The following is a 20,045-nucleotide window of genomic DNA, read 5'->3' on the forward strand; positions in this document are numbered from 1 at the left end:
TTACGCTTCGTCGCCGAACCAGCAAATATTACGTGCGGCCATGATGAGCTCGCCGGCTTTCTCGTCGGTTAAACCTTCGATATCAGCCAGGTCATCAACGCCTTGTTCAGCGAGATCTTCCAGCGTACAAACACCACGGGCAGCCAGCTTGAACGCAATCGCACGATCAAGACCTTCCAGATTCAGCAGGTCATCAGCCGGCTTGTTATCACCAAGGCTTTCTTCCTGAGCCAGTGCCAGGGTGGTCAGTGCGTTTTTAGCGCGGTCACGCAGGGCTTCAACGGTGGCTTCATCCAGGCCGTCAATTTCCAGCAGTTCTTTCATTGGCACATAGGCCAGTTCTTCCAGCGTGGAGAAACCTTCTTCAACCAGAACGGTGGCGAAATCTTCGTCAATGTCCAGGTACTTGGTAAAGGTATCAATAGCTGCATGGGCTTCAGCCTGATGCTTAGCCTGCAGGTCATCAACGGTCATCACGTTGAGTTCCCAGCCGCTCAGCTGTGAAGCCAGACGCACGTTCTGACCGTTACGGCCGATCGCCTGCGCCAGATTGCCAGCTTCAACGGCGATATCCATGGTGTGCTTATCTTCGTCTACCACGATAGACGCAACATCAGCCGGTGCCATCGCGTTAATCACGAACTGCGCCGGGTTGTCGTCCCACAGGACGATATCTATACGCTCGCCACCCAGTTCAGTCGAAACAGCCTGAACACGTGCGCCACGCATACCGACGCAAGCCCCTACCGGGTCAATACGCTTGTCGTTGGTTTTCACCGCGATTTTCGCACGGGAACCCGGATCGCGGGCAGCGGCTTTAATCTCGATCACTTCTTCGCCAATTTCTGGCACTTCAATGCGGAACAGTTCGATCAGCATTTCAGGTTTAGAACGGGTCACGAACAGCTGTGCGCCACGCGCTTCTGGACGCACGGAATAGAGTACGCCGCGAATACGGTCACCCGGACGGAAGTTTTCACGTGGCAGCATATCTTCACGCAGAATGACAGCTTCAGCGTTGCTACCCAGATCCAGGGAGATATTGTCGCGGTTAACTTTCTTCACTACGCCGGTGATGATCTCACCTTCGTGTTCGCGGAACTGGTCAACGACCATGGCGCGCTCAGCTTCACGAACTTTCTGTACGATAACCTGTTTAGCAGTCTGGGTGGTGATACGGTCGAAGGTGACGGATTCGATCTGATCTTCAACGTAATCGTCAACGTTCAGACTTTCATCTTCATAACGCGCCGCTTCCAGAGTGATCTCTTTCGTTGGCTGGGTCACTTCTTCAACGATAACCCAACGACGGAAGGTATCGAAGTCGCCGCTCTTACGATCGATTTCTACGCGAACATCGATCTCTTGTTCGTATTTTTTCTTGGTTGCCGTAGCCAGTGCACTTTCCAGCGCTTCAAAAATCTTCTCGCGCGGCAGTGATTTTTCGTTGGAGACGGCTTCAACAACAGCCAAAATTTCTTTGTTCATCGCGGGCTTTTCACCTCATCCAGACTGTTAAAAGTGGGGAACCAGGTTCGCCTTCTGGATATTACTCAGCGCGAACACTTCATCTTTGCCTTCGACTGTTACTGTGATCATCTCACCGTCAACGGCCTTAATAACGCCCTGCCATTTACGGCGGTTTTGTACAGCCATTCGCAGGACGAGAGCCGCTTCTTCACCAATGTAGTGCGTGTAGTGTTCAGCAGTAAACAGCGGGCGATGCAGACCAGGCGAGGAAACTTCCAGGTTATAGGCGACGGTAATAGGATCTTCAACATCAAGAACCGCACTCACCTGGTGGCTAACATCAGCACAATCATCAACATTGATGCCATCTTCACTATCAATATAGATGCGCAGCGTGGATGTACGGCTGCGAATAAATTCGATGCCGACCAGTTCGTAGCCCAGTGCTTCGACTGGTGCCTTAATCATCTCTGTTAATTTTTGGTCTAATGTGGACAAGCCCACCCCCAAGACGTAAAAAAAGGGCATAAAGCCCAGTTATTCTGTAGTCAGATAACAAAAAACCCCGATAAATCGGGGCTTTAGATAACTGAACCCTATAGCCACAACAGTGGCCTGGAGCACTTTCAAAAAGAATTTTTTCAAATCCAGCTACGAAGGCGCTAAGTCTTCACAGTATATTTGAAAAAGGACTTTATAGGAAAGTGGTTGCGGGGGCCGGATTTGAACCGACGACCTTCGGGTTATGAGCCCGACGAGCTACCAGGCTGCTCCACCCCGCGCCTGAAACGTGGCAAATTCTACTCTTTGTGGGTAAAAAATGCAAATAATGCTGGGATTTGGTACCGAGGACGGGACGTAAAATCGGCGTTCAGTATATTGATAGTGGACGCCCTCTGTCAACCCTGCCAACTGCAGCGATTCCGGCGGGAAATTTTTACAAAAAATACACGAATTGCTTTCGGTGCTTGCCAAAAGATGATTAAATGAAAACTCACTTATTCTGCATAAAAATGCATTCAGGGTGAAAGCGATCACTCATCAGTCAATCAAGCAGGGTTTTATTTTATGACGACGATTCTCAAGCATCTTCCGCAAGGACAACGTATTGGCATCGCTTTTTCAGGCGGCCTGGATACCAGCGCTGCACTGCTGTGGATGCGCCAGAAGGGAGCGGTTCCTTATGCATATACTGCGAACCTGGGTCAGCCAGATGAGGACGATTATGATGCGATCCCTCGTCGTGCCATGGAGTACGGTGCAGAGAACGCACGCCTGATTGACTGCCGTAAGCAGCTGGTTGCCGAAGGTATCGCTGCCATCCAGTGTGGCGCTTTCCATAATACCACCGGTGGCCTGACCTATTTTAACACCACCCCGCTGGGCCGTGCCGTTACCGGCACCATGCTGGTTGCCGCGATGAAAGACGATGGCGTCAACATCTGGGGTGATGGCAGCACCTATAAAGGCAACGACATTGAGCGTTTCTACCGTTATGGCCTGCTGACCAACGCCGAACTGCAGATCTACAAGCCGTGGCTGGATACTGACTTCATCGACGAACTCGGTGGCCGTCACGAAATGTCCGAATTTATGATCGCCTGTGGCTTTGACTACAAAATGTCAGTGGAGAAAGCTTACTCCACCGACTCCAACATGCTGGGTGCGACACACGAAGCAAAAGACCTGGAATTCCTGAACTCCAGCGTGAAGATCGTTAACCCGATCATGGGCGTGAAGTTCTGGGACGAAAACGTCAAAATCCAGGTAGAAGAAGTGACCGTACGTTTCGAACGCGGCCACCCGGTTGCCCTGAACGGCCAGACCTTCTCTGATGATGTAGAACTGATGCTGGAAGCTAACCGCATCGGCGGCCGTCACGGTCTGGGGATGAGCGATCAGATCGAAAACCGTATCATCGAAGCGAAAAGCCGTGGCATTTATGAAGCCCCGGGGATGGCGCTGCTGCACATCGCTTATGAGCGTCTGCTGACCGGTATTCACAACGAAGATACCATTGAGCAGTATCACTCTCATGGTCGCCAGCTGGGCAAACTGCTGTATCAGGGTCGCTGGTTCGATCCGCAGGCGCTGATGCTGCGTGATGCTCTGCAGCGTTGGGTGGCAAGCGCAATTACCGGTGAAGTGACCCTGGAACTGCGTCGTGGCAATGATTATTCCATTCTGAACACCGTGTCTGACAACCTGACCTATCAGGCAGAGCGTCTGACCATGGAGAAAGGTGACTCGGTCTTCTCGCCGGACGATCGTATTGGCCAGTTGACCATGCGCAATCTGGATATCACCGATACCCGTGCCAAGCTGTTCACCTATACCGAGAACGGTCTGCTCTCCGTATCAACGGGGAATGGCCTGCCGCAGGTAGAGAATCTGGAAAACAGCGATAAGAAGTAATCATCACTGTACCGAATGCAAAAGGCGCCTGAAGGCGCCTTTTTTATGCTCTTTTGTAGGGCGGGCAAGCGCAGCGCCCCCGCCGTCTTTTCGCCCGGCGGCGCTGAGCTTGCCGGGCCTACGAAAAGATAAGACTACAGACGAAAAAAAAGACGTCTTGCGACGTCTTTTCTTCGGAATATTGGTACTGAGGATGGGACTCGAACCCACAAGCCCGTTAGGGCACTACCACCTCAAGGTAGCGTGTCTACCAATTCCACCACCTCAGCACAGATACTACTCTTACTGCGGGATATCGCTGGTCGGCTTAGCCGGTGCAGCTGGCTGAGTCTGCTCGGATTTCGCCGGCGCGCTCAGATTTTCCCACTCGCTTCCTTTACTGGTCTTGTTGCTGTTGATATTGCCAAGCGCCAGACTGATGATGAAAAACAGCGTTGCCAGAATCGCCGTTGCGCGGGTCATGAAGTTACCAGAACCACTTGAACCGAACAGCGTACCAGAAGCGCCTGCTCCAAAAGAGGCCCCCATATCAGCGCCTTTACCTTGTTGCAGCATGATCAACGCTACCAGAGCGATGGCTACAATAAGGAAAACTACTAAAAGAGCTTCGTACATAATCAACCTGTTCCTTGCGGATTTGCCGCATACCAATGCTTCGACCAATAAGCAGGAATTTGCTTTCCCACTGAAGCGGGTGTGAATACTAACCAAAGCGAATGACCTTCGCAAGGGCAATTTCAGCGCATTGTATCAAGTGCGGAAAAAAACAGCAAAAGACCCGCAACTGTACAAAACAAAGGCGGCAGACGCCGCCTTTTTAAACACTTACCAAAAATGTTACGCCGCTTTCACGGCATCCGCGATGCGATGGGCAAACTCAGTCACCTGCGCTTCGTCTTCACCTTCCACCATCACCCGGATCAGTGGTTCGGTGCCTGACTTACGCAGCAGAACGCGGCCACGGGAGCCCAGCGCCGCTTCAACCTCAGCCATCACCGCTTTCACATTGTCGTTTTCCAGCGGATCGCCTTTCCCGGCGGTAAAGCGGACGTTAACCAGGATCTGCGGGAACATTTTCATGCCGCTGCACAGATCGTGCAGGGACATATGGTTACGCACCATCGCCGCAACCACCTGCAGACTCGCCACAATGCCGTCACCGGTGGTGGTTTTGTCGAGCAGGATCACGTGGCCGGAGTTTTCCGCGCCAATGCGCCAGCCTTTCTCCTGCAGTTTTTCCAGAACGTAGCGATCGCCCACTTTTGCGCGCACAAACGGGATCCCCAGCTGCTTAAGTGCCAGCTCCAGACCCATGTTGCTCATCAGCGTACCGACGGCACCGCCGCGCAGCTGGCCCTGACGCAGGCCTTCACGGGCAATGATATAGAGGATCTGATCCCCATCGACCTTATTGCCTTCATGATCAACCATGATGACGCGGTCGCCGTCGCCGTCATAGGCGATACCCAGATCGGCCTTCTCTGCCAGCACGCGCGCCTGCAGAGCGCGAACGTCCGTCGCCCCCACTTCAGCGTTAATGTTCAGCCCGTTAGGTTCACAGCCAATGGCCACCACCTGCGCACCCAGTTCGCGGAACACGTTTGGGGCGATGTGGTAGGTTGCCCCGTTCGCGCAGTCCACCACGATTTTAAGATGGCTGAGGCTCAACTCGTTCGGGAAGGTACCTTTACAGAATTCAATGTAGCGCCCAGCCGCATCGACGATACGGCTGGCTTTACCCAGCTCAGCGGAGTCCACGCAGGTGAGCTCTTTTTCCATTTCCGCTTCGATGGCTTCTTCAACTTCATCCGGCAGCTTGGTGCCATCGATAGAGAAGAATTTGATGCCGTTATCGTAGAACGGGTTATGCGAGGCGGAGATCACAATCCCCGCTTCCGCACGGAAGGTCCGGGTGAGATAGGCGACAGCAGGCGTCGGCATTGGGCCGGTAAAGGAGGCAGAAAGCCCGGCGGCAGAAAGACCAGCTTCCAGCGCCGATTCAAGCATATAGCCGGAGATGCGCGTATCTTTACCAATGATGATTTTGCGCGAGCCGTGACTGGCCAGCACCTTGCCTGCAGCCCAGCCTAACTTCAGTACAAACTCAGGAGTGATTGGCGCATCGCCCACGCGTCCACGAATGCCGTCGGTACCAAAATATTTACGATTACTCATAGCGGTTGTTTTCCTTAGCTGCCAGTGTGGCTTCCACCACTCGCATGGCTTCTGCTGTCTCTTTTACGTCATGGACGCGAATAATATGCGCTCCCTGCATCGCTGCAATAACCGCGCAGGCCAGGCTTCCGTTCAGGCGGTCTGATGGCCCGACGTTAAGCAACTGGCCTATCATAGATTTTCGTGACATCCCGACCAGCAGCGGCAGGCCAAAATGGTGAAATTCAGATAAGCGCGCAAGAAGCTCGAAGTTATGAGAAAGATTTTTACCGAAACCGAATCCCGGGTCGAGCAGCAATTTCTCTTTTGCGATACCGGCACGCTCACAACGCGCAATATGCTCAACAAAGTAGCGGTTCACATCAGCAAACACGTCATCATACTTCGGGGCATCCTGCATGGTTTTCGGCTGGCCCTGCATGTGCATCAGACAAACCGGCAACCCGGTCTCTGCCGCGGCCTCAAGCGCTCCCGGTTCGGTGAGGGAGCGAATGTCATTAATAATGTGAGCGCCCACTCTCGCTGACTCGCGAATCACCTCTGGCTTAGAGGTATCTACCGAAATCCACACTTCGAAACGCTGCGCAAGGGCTTCGACCACCGGGATCACCCGGGACAACTCTTCGTCAACGCTGACATCTGCCGCGCCCGGTCGCGTCGATTCTCCACCAACGTCAATGATGGTCGCCCCGGCATTGATCATCAGATTCGCATGCCTGACCGCCTCGATCAGCGTGTTATGCGTCCCGCCATCGGAGAACGAGTCTGGCGTAACGTTCAGGATCCCCATCACATGCGGATGAGTCAGATCGAGATAAGAATCCTGGGCGAAGAGTTTCATGGCAATTCCCTGATTTTTTAGTTAAGCAGACAAGAAAAACCCCGGGGCAAGCCCCAGGGTTTCAGGTAAAGCGAACATCTACAGCGGTGACTTATTTATCGCCCAACTGTTCTGACATGGTGTTGCCCGGGTTTGGCGTACGCGGTTCATCGACCGGACGCGGCGCACGCGGGGTGCCATTGTTGTCAGAATTATTGGAAGCGCCTGGGTCTTCCCAGCCTGCTGGCGGACGCACTTCGCGGCGCGCCATCAGGTCGTCGATCTGCGGTGCATCGATGGTCTCATATTTCATGAGCGCATCTTTCATCGAATGCAGGATGTCCATATTGTCGTTCAGGATCTGGCGAGCACGTGCATAGTTACGCTCAACCAGAGATTTTACTTCCTGATCGATGATACGTGCTGTCTCATCGGACATATGCTTCGCTTTCGCCACAGAACGGCCCAGGAACACTTCGCCCTCTTCTTCCGCATACAGCAGCGGACCGAGTTTGTCGGAGAAGCCCCATTGGGTCACCATGTTACGTGCCAGGTTGGTCGCGACTTTAATGTCGTTAGACGCACCGGTCGAAACATGTTCCACACCGTAGATAATCTCTTCCGCCAGACGACCGCCGTACAGGGTTGAAATCTGGCTTTCCAGTTTCTGGCGGCTGGCGCTGATGGCATCGCCTTCCGGCAGGAAGAATGTTACGCCAAGCGCACGACCGCGCGGAATAATCGTCACTTTATGCACCGGATCGTGTTCCGGTACCAGGCGACCGATAATCGCATGACCAGCTTCGTGGTAAGCCGTGGACTCTTTCTGCGCTTCCGTCATCACCATGGAGCGGCGTTCCGCACCCATCATGATTTTGTCTTTCGCTTTCTCGAACTCCACCATCGAGACCACACGCTTGTTGCCGCGAGCAGCAAACAGTGCAGCTTCGTTCACGAGGTTAGCCAGATCCGCACCGGAGAAGCCTGGGGTACCGCGCGCAATGATTGCCGCATCGATGTCCGGAGACAGCGGTACGCGACGCATATGCACTTTCAGGATCTGCTCACGACCACGAACGTCTGGCAGACCGACCACAACCTGACGGTCAAAACGGCCTGGACGCAGCAGCGCAGGGTCAAGAACGTCCGGACGGTTAGTTGCCGCGATAACGATGATACCTTCGTTACCTTCGAAACCGTCCATCTCAACTAGCATCTGGTTCAGCGTCTGCTCACGTTCATCGTGACCACCGCCCAGACCTGCGCCACGCTGGCGGCCTACGGCGTCGATTTCATCGATGAAGATGATGCACGGTGCCGCTTTCTTGGCCTGTTCGAACATGTCACGCACACGGGATGCACCGACACCAACGAACATTTCCACGAAGTCAGAACCGGAAATGGTAAAGAACGGGACCTTCGCTTCACCGGCGATGGCTTTCGCCAGCAGGGTTTTACCGGTACCCGGAGGGCCGACCATCAGGACGCCTTTCGGGATCTTACCGCCCAGTTTCTGGAAGCGGCTCGGTTCACGCAGGTATTCAACCAGCTCACCCACCTCTTCTTTTGCTTCGTCGCAACCAGCTACGTCAGCAAAAGTGGTTTTGATCTGGTCTTCCGTCAACATACGCGCCTTACTCTTGCCGAACGACATGGCACCTTTGCCACCGCCGCCCTGCATTTGACGCATAAAGAAGATCCAGACGCCGATAAGCAGCAGCATCGGGAACCAGGAGATGAAGATAGAAGCCAGCAGGCTTGGCTCTTCCGGCGGCTCACCTACCACCTTAACGTTTTTAGTCAGAAGGTTATCAAGCAGCTTAGGATCGTTCACCGGAATGTAAGTCGTGTAACGGTTACTATCTTTCTTGGTAACGTTGATCTCACGTCCGTTGATACGCGCTTCGCGAACCTGATCCTGGTTGACCTCTTGCAGGAAGGTAGAGTAGTCCACCTTACGGCCATTAGACTCGCTGGGCCCAAAGCTCTGGAATACTGACATCAGCACAACGGCAATGACCAGCCAGAGTATTAGGTTTTTCGCCATGTCACTCAAGGGATTAACCTCTTATTACAACTGTGTTAAAAACAGCGTCAGGATACTCAGTATCCGATTCATTTCAAACTTTCGCCTGAAACTTACCGGCTATCATTTTCGCCCGGTCGCTACAATATACACTTCACGTGAACGAGCACGAGAAGAGTCCGGCTTACGAACTTTGACCTTCGCAAACAGGGAGCGAATTTCCTTCAGATACTCCTCGAAACCTTCGCCCTGGAACACCTTCACTAAAAAACTACCACCCGGCGCTAAGACATCACGGGACATCTCTAACGCCAGTTCTACCAGATACATGGAGCGAGGGATATCCACCGCCGGTGTTCCGCACATATTTGGCGCCATATCGGACATGACAACCTGAACTTTACTGTCACCTACACGTTCAAGTAACGCTTTCAGTACTAATTCATCACGAAAATCGCCCTGAAGGAAGTCCACACCAACGATGGGATCCATAGGCAAAAGATCGCAGGCGATGATTCGGCCAGTTCCGCCGATTTGTGTCACCGCATATTGCGACCATCCGCCGGGCGCTGCACCGAGGTCGACTACCGTCATCCCCGGCTTAAAGAGTTTGTCACTTTGCTGTATTTCATCAAGTTTAAACCAGGCACGGGAACGTAACCCCTTTTTCTGTGCCTGTAGAACATATTTATCGCTAAAGTGTTCCTGGAGCCAGCGGCTCGAGCTTGCAGAACGCTTTTTACCTGTCATTTAACTTTCCGTCCTGGTTCATCGTAGCCTGTGGTGTAAATTTCCACTCAGCAATTTGGCGATATTAGGGAGATGGCGGTAGAATGAACCGTTTTCAATCCCAACGTAAGCAAAAATATACGATGAATCTGAGTACTAAACAAAAACAGCACCTTAAAGGTCTGGCACATCCGCTCAAGCCTGTAGTTATGCTTGGCAACAATGGTTTGACCGAAGGGGTACTGGCCGAGATTGAACAAGCGCTGGAGCACCACGAATTAATCAAAGTGAAAATCGCCTCTGAAGACAGAGAGACCAAGACTTTGATCGTGGAAGCAATCGTGCGCGAAACCGGCGCCTGTAATGTACAGGTCATCGGTAAAACGCTGGTGCTCTACCGTCCATCTAAAGAGCGTAAAATCTCGCTGCCACGCTAAGATTATCCTGAATTGAACACATTTACTGTGTAAAACGAGGGGTTTTTCTTAAGCAGGTGAGCAAAATGCCATGCTCCTTGAGTTGATAAAAGGCCGCTATGCGGCCTTTTTCCTATCTTTACAATGTATCAACATCTGACAGGAGATGCGAATTACAGGTAATCAACCTTGATAATTTCGAACTCCACTTCCCCACCCGGGGTACGGATGGTGACCACATCGTCCTGCTCTTTGCCAATCAGGCCGCGGGCAATCGGTGAGTTTACCGAGATCAGATTCTGCTTAAAATCGGCCTCGTCATCACCCACGATGCGGTAAGAGACTTCTTCATCGTTATCCAGATTGATCACGGTAACGGTGCAACCAAAAATGACTCGCCCGTTGTTTGGCATCTTGGTGATATCAATCACCTGCGCATTCGAGAGCTTGGCTTCGATATCTTTAATACGCCCTTCGCAGAAACCCTGCTGCTCACGCGCAGCGTGGTACTCGGCGTTCTCTTTCAAATCGCCATGCTCACGCGCATCGGCGATGGCTGCAATGATCTCAGGGCGGCGAACAGATTTCAGAAAATCCAGCTCTTCGCGTAGTTTTTCAGCCCCACGTAAGGTCATCGGAATAGCTTGCATTTGTTATACCTCTTTGACATTCCTGTTAGGTACGGGTAACTGACCCGACGACTGGCCCCGCAGGCATCACAGCCTGGCTCAGGTCAGAAGCAAAAGAAAACTGACCCGGAAGCAAAGTTCCAGGACAGCAGCAATTTTTCAATTTGATACGCATTTTAACGCGAAGTTCAGTATGGGTCATCGTTTACTTTACAGGGCGTTGGGCCGTAGTATGGCGGTTTGTTTCCGGGTTGTTAGCGCGAGATTATGCGATTTTCCAGATTTATCATCGGATTGACCACCACATTTGCGTTCACTGTCCAGGCAGCGAACGTTGACGAGTATATTAATCAGCTGCCCGATGGTGCCAATCTTGCCCTGATGGTGCAAAAGATAGGTGCCCAGGCCCCTGAGATTGATTACCACAGCCAGCAGATGGCCCTGCCCGCCAGTACGCAAAAGGTGATCACGGGGCTGGCCGCCCTGCTGCAGCTGGGGCCCGACTTTCGCTTCACCACTACGCTGGAGAGCAAAGGCAACGTTGAGGGCGGTGTGCTGAAAGGCGATCTTATCGCCCGTTTTGGCGGGGATCCGACCTTTAAGCGTCAGGATATTCGCAATATGGTCGCCGTGCTAAAGAAGTCGGGCGTGCAGCGCATTGAAGGCAATGTGCTTATCGACACCTCTATCTTCGCCAGCCATGATAAAGCCCCGGGCTGGCCGTGGAACGACATGACCCAGTGCTTTAGCGCGCCGCCTGCGGCCGCGATTGTCGATCGAAACTGCTTCTCCGTCTCGCTGTACAGTGCACCAAAACCCAATGATTTAGCTTTTATCCGGGTGGCGTCCTACTATCCGGTCACTATGTTCAGTCAGGTACGTACCCTGGCGAAAGGGTCGCCGGAAGCGCAGTACTGCGAACTGGACGTGGTACCGGGAGATCTTAACCGCTTTACGTTGACCGGATGCCTGACGCAGCGCGCCGATCCGCTGCCACTGGCCTTCGCCATTCAGGATGGCGCAGGCTATGCCGGGGCGATCCTCAAAGACGAACTGAAGCAGGCCAACATCACCTATAGCGGCACGCTGTTACGTCAGACCCAGAGCAACGAGCCGGGCACCGTGATTGCCAGTAAGCAATCGGCGCCGCTGCACGACCTGCTGAAGATCATGCTGAAAAAATCGGACAACATGATTGCCGACACCGTGTTTCGCATGATCGGCCACGCCCGCTTTGGCGTTCCTGGCACCTGGCGTGCCGGGTCGGACGCGGTCCGGCAGATCCTGCGTCAGCAGGCCGGTATTGAGCTCGGGAATACCATCGCGGTTGATGGCTCAGGTCTGTCGCGCCATAACCTGATCTCCCCTGCCACCATGATGCAGGTCCTTCAGTACATTGCTCAGCACGACACTGAACTAAACTTTATCTCGATGCTGCCGCTCGCCGGTTATGACGGCTCCCTGCAGTATCGGGCTGGCCTGCACGCCGCGGGCGTGGATGGCAAAGTCTCCGCGAAGACGGGCTCACTCCAGGGCGTCTATAACCTGGCCGGGTTTATCACTACCGCCAGCGGGCAACGGATGGCTTTTGTGCAGTATCTTTCTGGCTACGCAGTTGAACCTGCAGACCAACGCAATCGCCGTATCCCGCTGGTGCGCTTTGAGAGCCGGCTTTACAAGGATATTTATCAGAATAACTAGCGATGAAATTACTCATTGTCGAAGACGATCTGCTGCTGCAGGAAGGACTGGCTCTCGCGCTCTCTGCCGAGGGCTATACGCTCGATTGCGCTGGCACTGCCGCCGAGGCTGATGGCCTTATCCAGAGCGGCGAGTACAGCCTGGTGATCCTCGATCTTGGCCTGCCGGATAAAGACGGAGCTACCCTGCTCAGCCAGTGGCGTCGTCGTGGGGTGGATAATCCGGTGCTGATCCTGACGGCGCGCGATGCGCTGGAAGACAGGATCAACGGCCTCGACTCCGGCGCCGACGACTATCTGGTGAAACCTTTTGCCCTGGCGGAACTACAGGCGCGGGCAAGGGCCTTAATCCGGCGTTATCAGGGGCACAGTGATAACCTGCTCAGCGACGGCGATCTAACGCTAAACCTGCAAACGCAGCAGGTATTACAGCAGTCCCAGCCGGTTGAGGTCACCCCGAAAGAGTTCGCCCTGCTAACGCGGCTGATCATGCGCACCGGGCAGACCGTCCATCGTGAGACCTTACAGCAGGATATCTACTCCTGGCAGGACGATCCCGGCTCGAACACCCTTGAGGTTCATATCCATAACCTGCGGCGCAAGCTGGGTAAAGACCGCATCAAAACCGTGCGCGGCGTGGGCTATCGTCTGGAGAGCCAAAAATGAACAGCATGCGCCGTCGTCTGATGGTGCTGTTAGCAGTCATTCTGCTGTTCTTTCAACTGATCAGCGTTATCTGGCTCTGGCATGAAAGCCGGGAGCAAATCGGCTTCCTTGTCAGCGAGACGCTTTCTGCCAAATCGCGCAACCAGCATGTTGAGAAAGAGATCCGGGAGGCGATCGCCTCGTTGCTGGTGCCTTCCCTTGTGATGGTCGGTTTTACGCTGCTGTTCTCCTTCTGGGCCGTCAGCTGGATCACCCGCCCCCTCAATCAGCTCCGCTCCAGCCTGGCAAACCGCTCTGCCGACAATCTCACCCCGCTACCGATGTATTCCGATATGGAAGAAGTTGGCGCCGTGACCACCTCTCTGAATCAACTCCTTGCCCGGCTGGATCAAACCATTCAGCAGGAGCGTCTGTTCACTGCTGACGCCGCACACGAGCTGCGTACGCCCCTGGCGGGCATCCGCCTGCATCTGGAGCTTATGGCACAGTCAGGCTCACCGCAGGCCTCTACGCTGATTGCCCGTATCGATCAACTGATGCATACCGTGGAGCAACTTCTGATGCTGGCCCGGGCGGGCCAGGCTCTGGCCAGCGGTCATTACGATACGGTTAACTGGAGCGAATCCATCTTTGCGCCGCTGGCGCTGGAGAATGAGACCAGAGACCATACTCTGATCTGGCCGCAGACGGGCTCCCTGAGCGTACAGGGAGACGCCATCCTGTTGCGGCTGATGCTGCGCAATTTGCTGGAGAACGCGGTACGTTACAGTCCGGCGGGAACCACCATTGAAGTCAGCATGCAGGATGTCGACGATGGTACGCTGGTGAGTGTCTGCGATCAGGGGCCTGGCATTGATGAGGCACATCGCCAGTCCATTACCGAGCCGTTTCGCCGTATCGATCAACGCTACGGCGGCAGCGGGCTGGGGTTAAGTATCGTCCAGCGTATCGTGCAGCTGCATCGTGGCAAGCTGACGCTGGAAAACCGTCCCGAAGGTGGGCTGACGGTCGGCTGCTGGCTACCGGCAAAACTAAACTAAAAAAAAGCCCCCTTGATAAGGGGGCCATTGACGGTCTTAACGCTTGTAGATGAATTCGACGCCTTCTTCGTCGTCTTCGTCCCAGTCGTCATCCCAGTCTTCGTCGTCTTCTTCTTCCGTCTGCTCTTCAAGCTGCTGACGGTGGTAGTCATCCCACATGAATTCGACTTTCTCAGGCTGCTTCGCTTCTTCTGCCTGCGTTACCGGGTTCTCGATGATGAAGGTCATCACGTCCCAGCACAGATCTTTCACGCCCATCTGGCTTGCCGCGGAGATAAGGTAGTACTTATCTTCCCAGCCCATCGCTTCAGCAATGGCTTTCGCCTTCGCTTCGGCTTCTGCTTTGTCCATCAGGTCGATCTTGTTGAAGACCAGCCAGCGCGGCTTAGCAGCCAGCTTATCGCTGTACTTTTCCAGCTCGCCAATAATGATGCGGGCGTTCTCTACCGGATCGGAACCGTCGATCGGATCGATATCGATGAGGTGCAGCAGAACGCGGCAGCGCTCAAGGTGTTTCAGGAAGCGGATCCCTAAACCAGCACCTTCCGCGGCGCCTTCGATCAGGCCCGGAATATCCGCAACCACGAAGCTCTTCTCGGTGTCCATACGCACCACGCCGAGGCTTGGCACCAGGGTGGTAAACGGATAGTCCGCCACTTTCGGCTTGGCCGCAGAAACTGCACGGATGAAGGTAGATTTACCGGCATTCGGCATCCCCAGCATCCCGACGTCTGCCAGCAGCATCAGCTCGAGCTGCAGATCGCGCTTATCGCCCGGCGTACCCATCGTTTTTTGACGTGGGGAACGGTTCACGGAGGATTTGAAACGGGTGTTACCCAGACCGTGCCAGCCGCCTTTCGCTACCATCAGGCGCTGACCGTGTTTGGTCATATCACCCATGGTTTCGCCCGTGCCCTGATCGATAACGCGCGTCCCGACCGGCACTTTCACGCTGACATCTTTCCCGCGCTTGCCGGTACAGTCACGGCTCTGCCCGTTCTGGCCACGCTCTGCGCGGAAAGCTTTCTCGAAACGGTAGTCGATCAGGGTGTTAAGGTTCTCGTCGGCTTCAAGCCATACGTCCCCGCCGTCACCGCCATCGCCGCCGTCAGGGCCGCCACGCGGAATGTATTTTTCACGGCGGAAGCTTACGCAACCATTACCGCCATCACCTGCCACGACCAGGATCGTTGCTTCATCAACAAACTTCATTTTACTCTCCGTAAATCATTCGCCTGAGCGGGGGACAACTACAACCGCTTCACTTTTGCGCCAACGTCCCCAAAGACGATGACCAATGGCGGAATACATCGCGCCCGCAACCACGACAAACGCACCGATATAAGCCAACAGGTTTAACATCGGTTTGACGAAGAAATCGGGCCAGGCCATTGATAATAAATCTGAAAATAACAGCGTAAACAGCGGGGTAAGCGTAATCAGTGCGCTCACCTGTGCTGCCTGCCAGCGCGCCATCGCTTCCGCCAGGGCGCCATAACCGACTAACGTGTTCAGACCACAAAAGATCAGACACGCCAGCTGCCAGTCGCTTAACTGGGTAATGACTCCCGGCTTCGCCAGCGGCAACAGTGCAATAGTACATAAAGTGTACAGCAAAAACAGGATCTGCTGTGACGCCAGACGACGCAATAACACCTTTTGCGCGACGCCATAACTTACCCACACCGCCGCCGCACTCACGCCGAAAATCACACCCCAGGTGTAATCCGTCAGGCGGGTAAAGATCTCTATCAGACTGGTATTGAAGAACAACACCAGACCGCAAAGCAGCATCATTGCCCCAATCACCTGCGTGCCGCGCATCTTCTCTTTGAGGATAACGACACTGGCGATCATCATGCCAACCGGTGACAGCTGACCGATAACTTGCGAGGCGGTAGGGCTAAGATACTGCAGGGAAGAACTGAACAAGATGAAGTTGCCGAACAGACCACCTGTCGCAATCGCCAGTACAATAATCCAGCGCGGCTTGCGAAAAATGCGCATCGGCGGAAGCTTACCCTTGATTGCCAGGATAGTTCCCAGACCAACACCGGCCATCAGGAAGCGATAAAACACCACCGTTGGTGGTTCCATCACTTCAAGAACCTGCTTCATTGCAATGGGCAATGCGCCCCAGCACATCGCGGTGATGAGTGCCAGGAGAATACCAATGCCGGCTTGCTGCTTCATGCCCGTTTTCCCTACAGAAAAAATTACCGGGTTTCCAATGTAAAAAGCCCCGCAACACGTTGCGGGGCTTTAATCCGTTACCGGACCGAGAAAACCTTACTCAGCAACAATGCTGATGTATTTACGGTTGTTCGGGCCTTTAACTTCAAATTTCACTTTACCGTCTGCTTTAGCAAACAGAGTGTGGTCACGACCGCAACCTACGTTGTTACCAGCGTGGAATTTGGTGCCACGCTGACGAACGATGATGCTACCCGCCAGAACAGTTTCGCCACCGAAACGCTTAACGCCAAGGCGTTTAGCTTCTGAATCGCGACCGTTACGTGTGGAGCCGCCAGCCTTTTTATGTGCCATTTAAATCTCTCCTCAGGTCTTAGGCGCTGATGCCAGTAATTTTCACATCAGTGAACCACTGACGGTGGCCCTGCTGCTTACGGTAGTGTTTACGACGACGAAACTTAACGATCTTAATTTTCTCGCCACGACCATGAGCAACAACTTCAGCTTTGATAACGCCGCCATCAACGAAAGGAACGCCGATTTTGACTTCTTCACCGTTTGCGATCATCAGAACTTCAGCGAACTCAACAGCTTCGCCAGTTGCGATGTCCAGCTTTTCCAGGCGAACGGTCTGACCTTCGCTTACTCGGTGTTGTTTACCACCACTTTGGAAAACCGCGTACATATAAACTCCGCTTCCGCGCACATCCTCGTGTGATTCAGAGTGCGCTATAAATATTCACAATAGGGCGCGAATATTACGCAAAACGCGAGCCTTTGACAAGTGCTACCGTCAATACATGAAGAAAAAAAACACAACACGTACGGTAACGTTTATCTGAGGCGTTTTTTCAGTACAATCAGCGCTACTATTGATAAACCGAACCCTACGTTAACCCATTTGAAATGTGGAAAACAGGACTACAAGCCCGGCTTTTGCGATGAATTTAGAAAAAATCAATGAGTTAACCGCGCAAGATATGGCGGGTGTAAATGCAGCGATCCTGGAACAGCTCGACTCTGACGTTTCCCTAATCAATCAGTTGGGTTACTACATCGTCAGCGGTGGGGGCAAACGCATCCGTCCAATGATCGCTGTGCTGGCCGCTCGCGCGGTAGGCTATCAGGGGAATGCGCACGTCACTATTGCGGCGCTGATCGAATTTATTCATACCGCTACGTTGCTGCATGATGACGTTGTCGATGAGTCCGACATGCGTCGTGGCAAAGCCACCGCCAACGCGGCATTTGGCAATGCTGCCAGCGTGCTGGTCGGTGATTTTATCTATACGCGCGCCTTCCAGATGATGACCAGCCTCGGCTCGCTGAAGGTGCTGGAAGTGATGTCCAAAGCGGTGAACGTGATCGCGGAAGGCGAAGTTCTGCAGCTGATGAACGTCAACGACCCGGACATCACCGAAGAGAACTACATGCGGGTGATCTACAGCAAAACCGCACGTCTGTTTGAGGCAGCGGCCCAGTGCTCCGGTATTCTTGCTGGCTGTAGCGAGGAGCAGGAACGTGGCCTGCAGGATTACGGGCGCTATCTTGGCACCGCCTTCCAGCTGATCGACGATCTGCTCGATTACAGCGCCGATGGCGAGACGCTGGGCAAAAACGTCGGGGACGACCTCAATGAGGGCAAACCGACGCTCCCGCTGCTGCATGCCATGCGTAACGGCACCCCTGAACAGGCAAACCTGATCCGCGAAGCCATTGAACAAGGAAACGGCCGACACCTTCTGGAACCTGTACTGGAAGCAATGGCAACCTGTGGTTCACTGGAATGGACGCGTCAACGTGCCGAGGAAGAAGCGGATAAAGCCATCATCGCACTTCAGGTGATCCCTGACAGTCCATGGCGTGATGCCCTGATCGGTCTCGCCCATATTGCTGTACAACGCGATCGATAAGCAGTTCCAGGAACTCTCTTTTTCATGAAAAGAGAGTTCCGATAAGTTCCAAATAATATCCATAACGTTGTTAAAGAATCCGCTTACAGGCCGCATGATTAAAGCCCTGGCAAAATCTGAATGTTGCTTCCAGTAACGCGAACTTTTTAGAACCGCTGTTCGAAGAAGGTATAGTAAAAACGTCATTTAATTGAAATGACGTAAACGTACCAGAACAGAGGGACCGCTGAATGGATAAGAAATTTATCGACTGGCACTCGGCCGATATTATTGCCGCGCTGCGTAAAAAGGGAACATCACTGGCGGCAGAATCCCGTCGTAATGGCCTCAGTTCATCCACCCTGGCAAACGCGCTGACGCGCCCCTGGCCGAAGGGAGAACTGATCATTGCAACGGCGTTAGATACCGATCCCTGGGTCATTTGGCCATCACGCTACCATGACCCGCTAACCCACGAATTTGTCGACAGAACGCGCATGATGCGCCAGAGCAGAAAACAAAAAGAGCGCCAACAATGACGCTCCTTTAAACGGGACCAGCAACCCCCCGGTCGAAATGGCAGGGGGCTGCCTTAACGATTACTCGCCTTTCACACGCTCAATATTTGCGCCCAGGGCACGTAGTTTATCTTCGATGCGCTCATAGCCGCGATCGATGTGATAAATACGGTCCACCAGCGTTGTACCTTCCGCAATACAGCCCGCCAGCACCAGGCTCGCAGACGCACGCAGATCCGTCGCCATCACCTGCGCCCCGGACAATTTTTCCACACCATGACAGATCACGGTGTTGCTTTCGATCTCAGCATGGCCACCCATACGGATCAGTTCCGGTACGTGCATAAAGCGGTTTTCGAAGATGGTTTCGGTAATGAAGCCAGTCCCTTCTGCCACCAGGTTCAACAGAGTGAACTGCGCCTGCATATCGGTCGGGAACGCAGGATGCGGAGCAGTACGCACGTTCACGGCCTTAGGACGCTTACCGTGCATATCCAGGCTGATCCAGTCTTCACCGATTTCGATGTCCGCACCGGCATCACGCAGCTTAGCCAGTACCGCATCCAGCGTATCAGGCTGTGCATTGCGACAAACGATCTTACCGCCGGAGATGGCCGCTGCGACCAGGAAGGTCCCGGTTTCAATACGGTCAGGTAGAACGCGATACACGCCGCCGCCCAGGCGCTCAACGCCTTCAATGGTGATACGGTCGGTACCCTGGCCGGTGATCTTCGCCCCCAGCGTATTCAGGAAGTTCGCGGTGTCCACAATCTCTGGCTCACGCGCGGCGTTCTCGATAATGGTGGTACCTTCAGCCAGGGTTGCTGCAGACATAATGGTGACGGTTGCGCCAACGCTCACCTTATCCATCACGATATGCGCGCCCTGCAGGCGGCCATTGACGGAAGCTTTGACGTAACCCTCTTCCAGCTTAATTTCGGCGCCCAGCTTCTCGAGGCCGAAAATATGCAGATCGACCGGACGCGCGCCAATGGCACAGCCGCCCGGCAGTGAGACCTGGCCCTGACCAAAACGGGCCACCAGCGGACCCAGCGCCCAGATGGAAGCGCGCATGGTTTTCACCAGGTCGTACGGCGCGGAGAAGTTGTTCACGTTACTGGCGTCGATCCACACGGAGCCGTTACGTTCTACCTTGGTACCCAGCTGGCCGAGCAGCTTCATGGTGGTATCAATGTCTTTCAGTTTCGGGACGTTCTGGATCTCTACCGGCTCTTCCGCAAGCAGTGCGGCGAAAAGGATCGGCAGCGCGGCGTTTTTGGCACCGGAAATTGTGACTTCGCCCTGGAGACGCGTAGGTCCCTGAACACGAAATTTGTCCATGTGATTACTCTCTGT

Annotated in this window: 20 protein-coding genes and 2 tRNA genes; 7 read left to right on the forward strand and 15 right to left on the reverse strand. The window is 53.9% G+C overall.

From position 1 onward, the window contains the following. The 3 genes from nusA to SOM40_RS20570 form a co-directional block, all read right to left on the reverse strand. Positions 1-1,488 (reverse strand): transcription termination factor NusA, encoded by a 1,488-nt coding sequence (nusA, locus tag SOM40_RS20560; protein WP_106994811.1) that lies wholly within the window; start codon positions 1,486-1,488, stop codon positions 1-3. Positions 1,489-1,515: 27 nt separating this feature from the next. Next, on the reverse strand, positions 1,516-1,968 hold the full coding sequence (gene rimP / locus SOM40_RS20565; RefSeq protein WP_142487237.1) for a ribosome maturation factor RimP: 453 nt from the start codon (positions 1,966-1,968) through the stop codon (positions 1,516-1,518). 207 nt (positions 1,969-2,175) lie between these two features. Continuing rightward, positions 2,176-2,252: transfer RNA gene (locus SOM40_RS20570), tRNA-Met, on the reverse strand. Positions 2,253-2,538: 286 nt separating this feature from the next. On the opposite strand from SOM40_RS20570, the gene argG reads away from it, so the two are divergent. Beyond that, positions 2,539-3,885 (forward strand): argininosuccinate synthase, encoded by a 1,347-nt coding sequence (gene argG, locus SOM40_RS20575; protein ID WP_225760117.1) that lies wholly within the window; start codon positions 2,539-2,541, stop codon positions 3,883-3,885. A gap of 182 nt (positions 3,886-4,067) precedes the next feature. Here argG and SOM40_RS20580 read toward each other — a convergent pair. The 6 genes from SOM40_RS20580 to rlmE form a co-directional block, all read right to left on the reverse strand. Then, a tRNA-Leu gene (locus SOM40_RS20580) sits at positions 4,068-4,154 on the reverse strand. Between the two features lie 13 nt (positions 4,155-4,167). Then, positions 4,168-4,500, reverse strand: a complete 333-nt coding sequence (secG, locus tag SOM40_RS20585; RefSeq protein WP_032614427.1) for a preprotein translocase subunit SecG — start codon at positions 4,498-4,500, stop codon at positions 4,168-4,170. 222 nt (positions 4,501-4,722) lie between these two features. Further along, positions 4,723-6,060, reverse strand: a complete 1,338-nt coding sequence (gene glmM, locus SOM40_RS20590; RefSeq protein ID WP_106994814.1) for a phosphoglucosamine mutase — start codon at positions 6,058-6,060, stop codon at positions 4,723-4,725. Next, the gene (gene folP / locus SOM40_RS20595) at positions 6,053-6,901 is read right to left on the reverse strand and encodes a dihydropteroate synthase (protein ID WP_262662011.1); all 849 of its coding nucleotides are present in this window, start codon (positions 6,899-6,901) and stop codon (positions 6,053-6,055) included. Before folP ends, glmM begins: the two co-directional genes overlap by 8 nt. A 91-nt stretch (positions 6,902-6,992) precedes the next feature. Next, complete coding sequence (ftsH, locus tag SOM40_RS20600; RefSeq protein WP_106994816.1) at positions 6,993-8,927, reverse strand: ATP-dependent zinc metalloprotease FtsH; 1,935 nt, start codon at positions 8,925-8,927, stop codon at positions 6,993-6,995. A 102-nt stretch (positions 8,928-9,029) separates the two neighbouring features. After that, positions 9,030-9,656 carry a 23S rRNA (uridine(2552)-2'-O)-methyltransferase RlmE gene (gene rlmE / locus SOM40_RS20605; RefSeq protein WP_106994817.1) on the reverse strand — a complete coding sequence of 209 codons (627 nt, stop codon included), beginning with the start codon at positions 9,654-9,656 and terminating at the stop codon, positions 9,030-9,032. A gap of 122 nt (positions 9,657-9,778) precedes the next feature. Here rlmE and yhbY point away from each other — a divergent pair, with 122 nt between their 5' ends. Beyond that, complete coding sequence (yhbY, locus tag SOM40_RS20610; protein WP_095099897.1) at positions 9,779-10,072, forward strand: ribosome assembly RNA-binding protein YhbY; 294 nt, start codon at positions 9,779-9,781, stop codon at positions 10,070-10,072. A 152-nt stretch (positions 10,073-10,224) separates the two neighbouring features. Here yhbY and greA read toward each other — a convergent pair whose 3' ends face one another. Continuing rightward, positions 10,225-10,701, reverse strand: a complete 477-nt coding sequence (greA, locus tag SOM40_RS20615; RefSeq protein WP_142487242.1) for a transcription elongation factor GreA — start codon at positions 10,699-10,701, stop codon at positions 10,225-10,227. 246 nt (positions 10,702-10,947) lie between these two features. On the opposite strand from greA, the gene dacB reads away from it, so the two are divergent. Genes dacB through pmrB form a run of 3 tightly spaced genes read left to right on the forward strand, consistent with a single transcriptional unit; the run spans position 10,948 to position 14,086 of the window. Beyond that, positions 10,948-12,381 carry a serine-type D-Ala-D-Ala carboxypeptidase gene (gene dacB, locus SOM40_RS20620; protein ID WP_166184223.1) on the forward strand — a complete coding sequence of 478 codons (1,434 nt, stop codon included), beginning with the start codon at positions 10,948-10,950 and terminating at the stop codon, positions 12,379-12,381. Between the two features lie 2 nt (positions 12,382-12,383). After that, positions 12,384-13,046 (forward strand): two-component system response regulator PmrA, encoded by a 663-nt coding sequence (gene pmrA, locus SOM40_RS20625; RefSeq protein ID WP_106994820.1) that lies wholly within the window; start codon positions 12,384-12,386, stop codon positions 13,044-13,046. Further along, on the forward strand, positions 13,043-14,086 hold the full coding sequence (gene pmrB / locus SOM40_RS20630) for a two-component system sensor histidine kinase PmrB (RefSeq protein WP_320531074.1): 1,044 nt from the start codon (positions 13,043-13,045) through the stop codon (positions 14,084-14,086). The genes pmrA and pmrB overlap by 4 nt, the downstream gene beginning before the upstream one ends. A 36-nt stretch (positions 14,087-14,122) precedes the next feature. On the opposite strand, the gene cgtA is transcribed toward pmrB, so the two are convergent. The 4 genes from cgtA to rplU all read right to left on the reverse strand — a co-directional run bounded on the left by cgtA (position 14,123) and on the right by rplU (position 16,964). Continuing rightward, on the reverse strand, positions 14,123-15,298 hold the full coding sequence (gene cgtA / locus SOM40_RS20635) for an Obg family GTPase CgtA (RefSeq protein WP_106994822.1): 1,176 nt from the start codon (positions 15,296-15,298) through the stop codon (positions 14,123-14,125). 15 nt (positions 15,299-15,313) lie between these two features. Further along, positions 15,314-16,279, reverse strand: a complete 966-nt coding sequence (locus tag SOM40_RS20640) for a DMT family transporter (protein WP_106994823.1) — start codon at positions 16,277-16,279, stop codon at positions 15,314-15,316. A 96-nt stretch (positions 16,280-16,375) separates the two neighbouring features. Then, on the reverse strand, positions 16,376-16,633 hold the full coding sequence (rpmA, locus tag SOM40_RS20645) for a 50S ribosomal protein L27 (RefSeq protein ID WP_007673187.1): 258 nt from the start codon (positions 16,631-16,633) through the stop codon (positions 16,376-16,378). Positions 16,634-16,652: 19 nt separating this feature from the next. After that, the gene (gene rplU / locus SOM40_RS20650; RefSeq protein ID WP_106994824.1) at positions 16,653-16,964 is read right to left on the reverse strand and encodes a 50S ribosomal protein L21; all 312 of its coding nucleotides are present in this window, start codon (positions 16,962-16,964) and stop codon (positions 16,653-16,655) included. Positions 16,965-17,220: 256 nt separating this feature from the next. Here rplU and ispB point away from each other — a divergent pair, with 256 nt between their 5' ends. Both ispB and sfsB read left to right on the forward strand, forming a co-directional pair. Beyond that, positions 17,221-18,192 (forward strand): octaprenyl diphosphate synthase, encoded by a 972-nt coding sequence (ispB, locus tag SOM40_RS20655; protein ID WP_166184226.1) that lies wholly within the window; start codon positions 17,221-17,223, stop codon positions 18,190-18,192. Between the two features lie 230 nt (positions 18,193-18,422). Next, positions 18,423-18,710, forward strand: coding sequence for a DNA-binding transcriptional regulator SfsB (gene sfsB, locus SOM40_RS20660; protein WP_106994826.1), 288 nt, complete (start codon positions 18,423-18,425; stop codon positions 18,708-18,710). A gap of 60 nt (positions 18,711-18,770) precedes the next feature. On the opposite strand, the gene murA is transcribed toward sfsB, so the two are convergent. Next, a complete protein-coding gene (gene murA / locus SOM40_RS20665) occupies positions 18,771-20,030 on the reverse strand; it encodes a UDP-N-acetylglucosamine 1-carboxyvinyltransferase (RefSeq protein ID WP_106994827.1) in 1,260 nt (419 codons plus the stop codon). Positions 20,031-20,045: the final 15 nt, after the last annotated feature.

The sequence above is a fragment of the Leclercia sp. CFBP8987 genome (assembly GCF_034044995.2).
In the GTDB taxonomy this organism is placed as follows: Bacteria; Pseudomonadota; Gammaproteobacteria; order Enterobacterales; family Enterobacteriaceae; genus Enterobacter; species Enterobacter tamurae.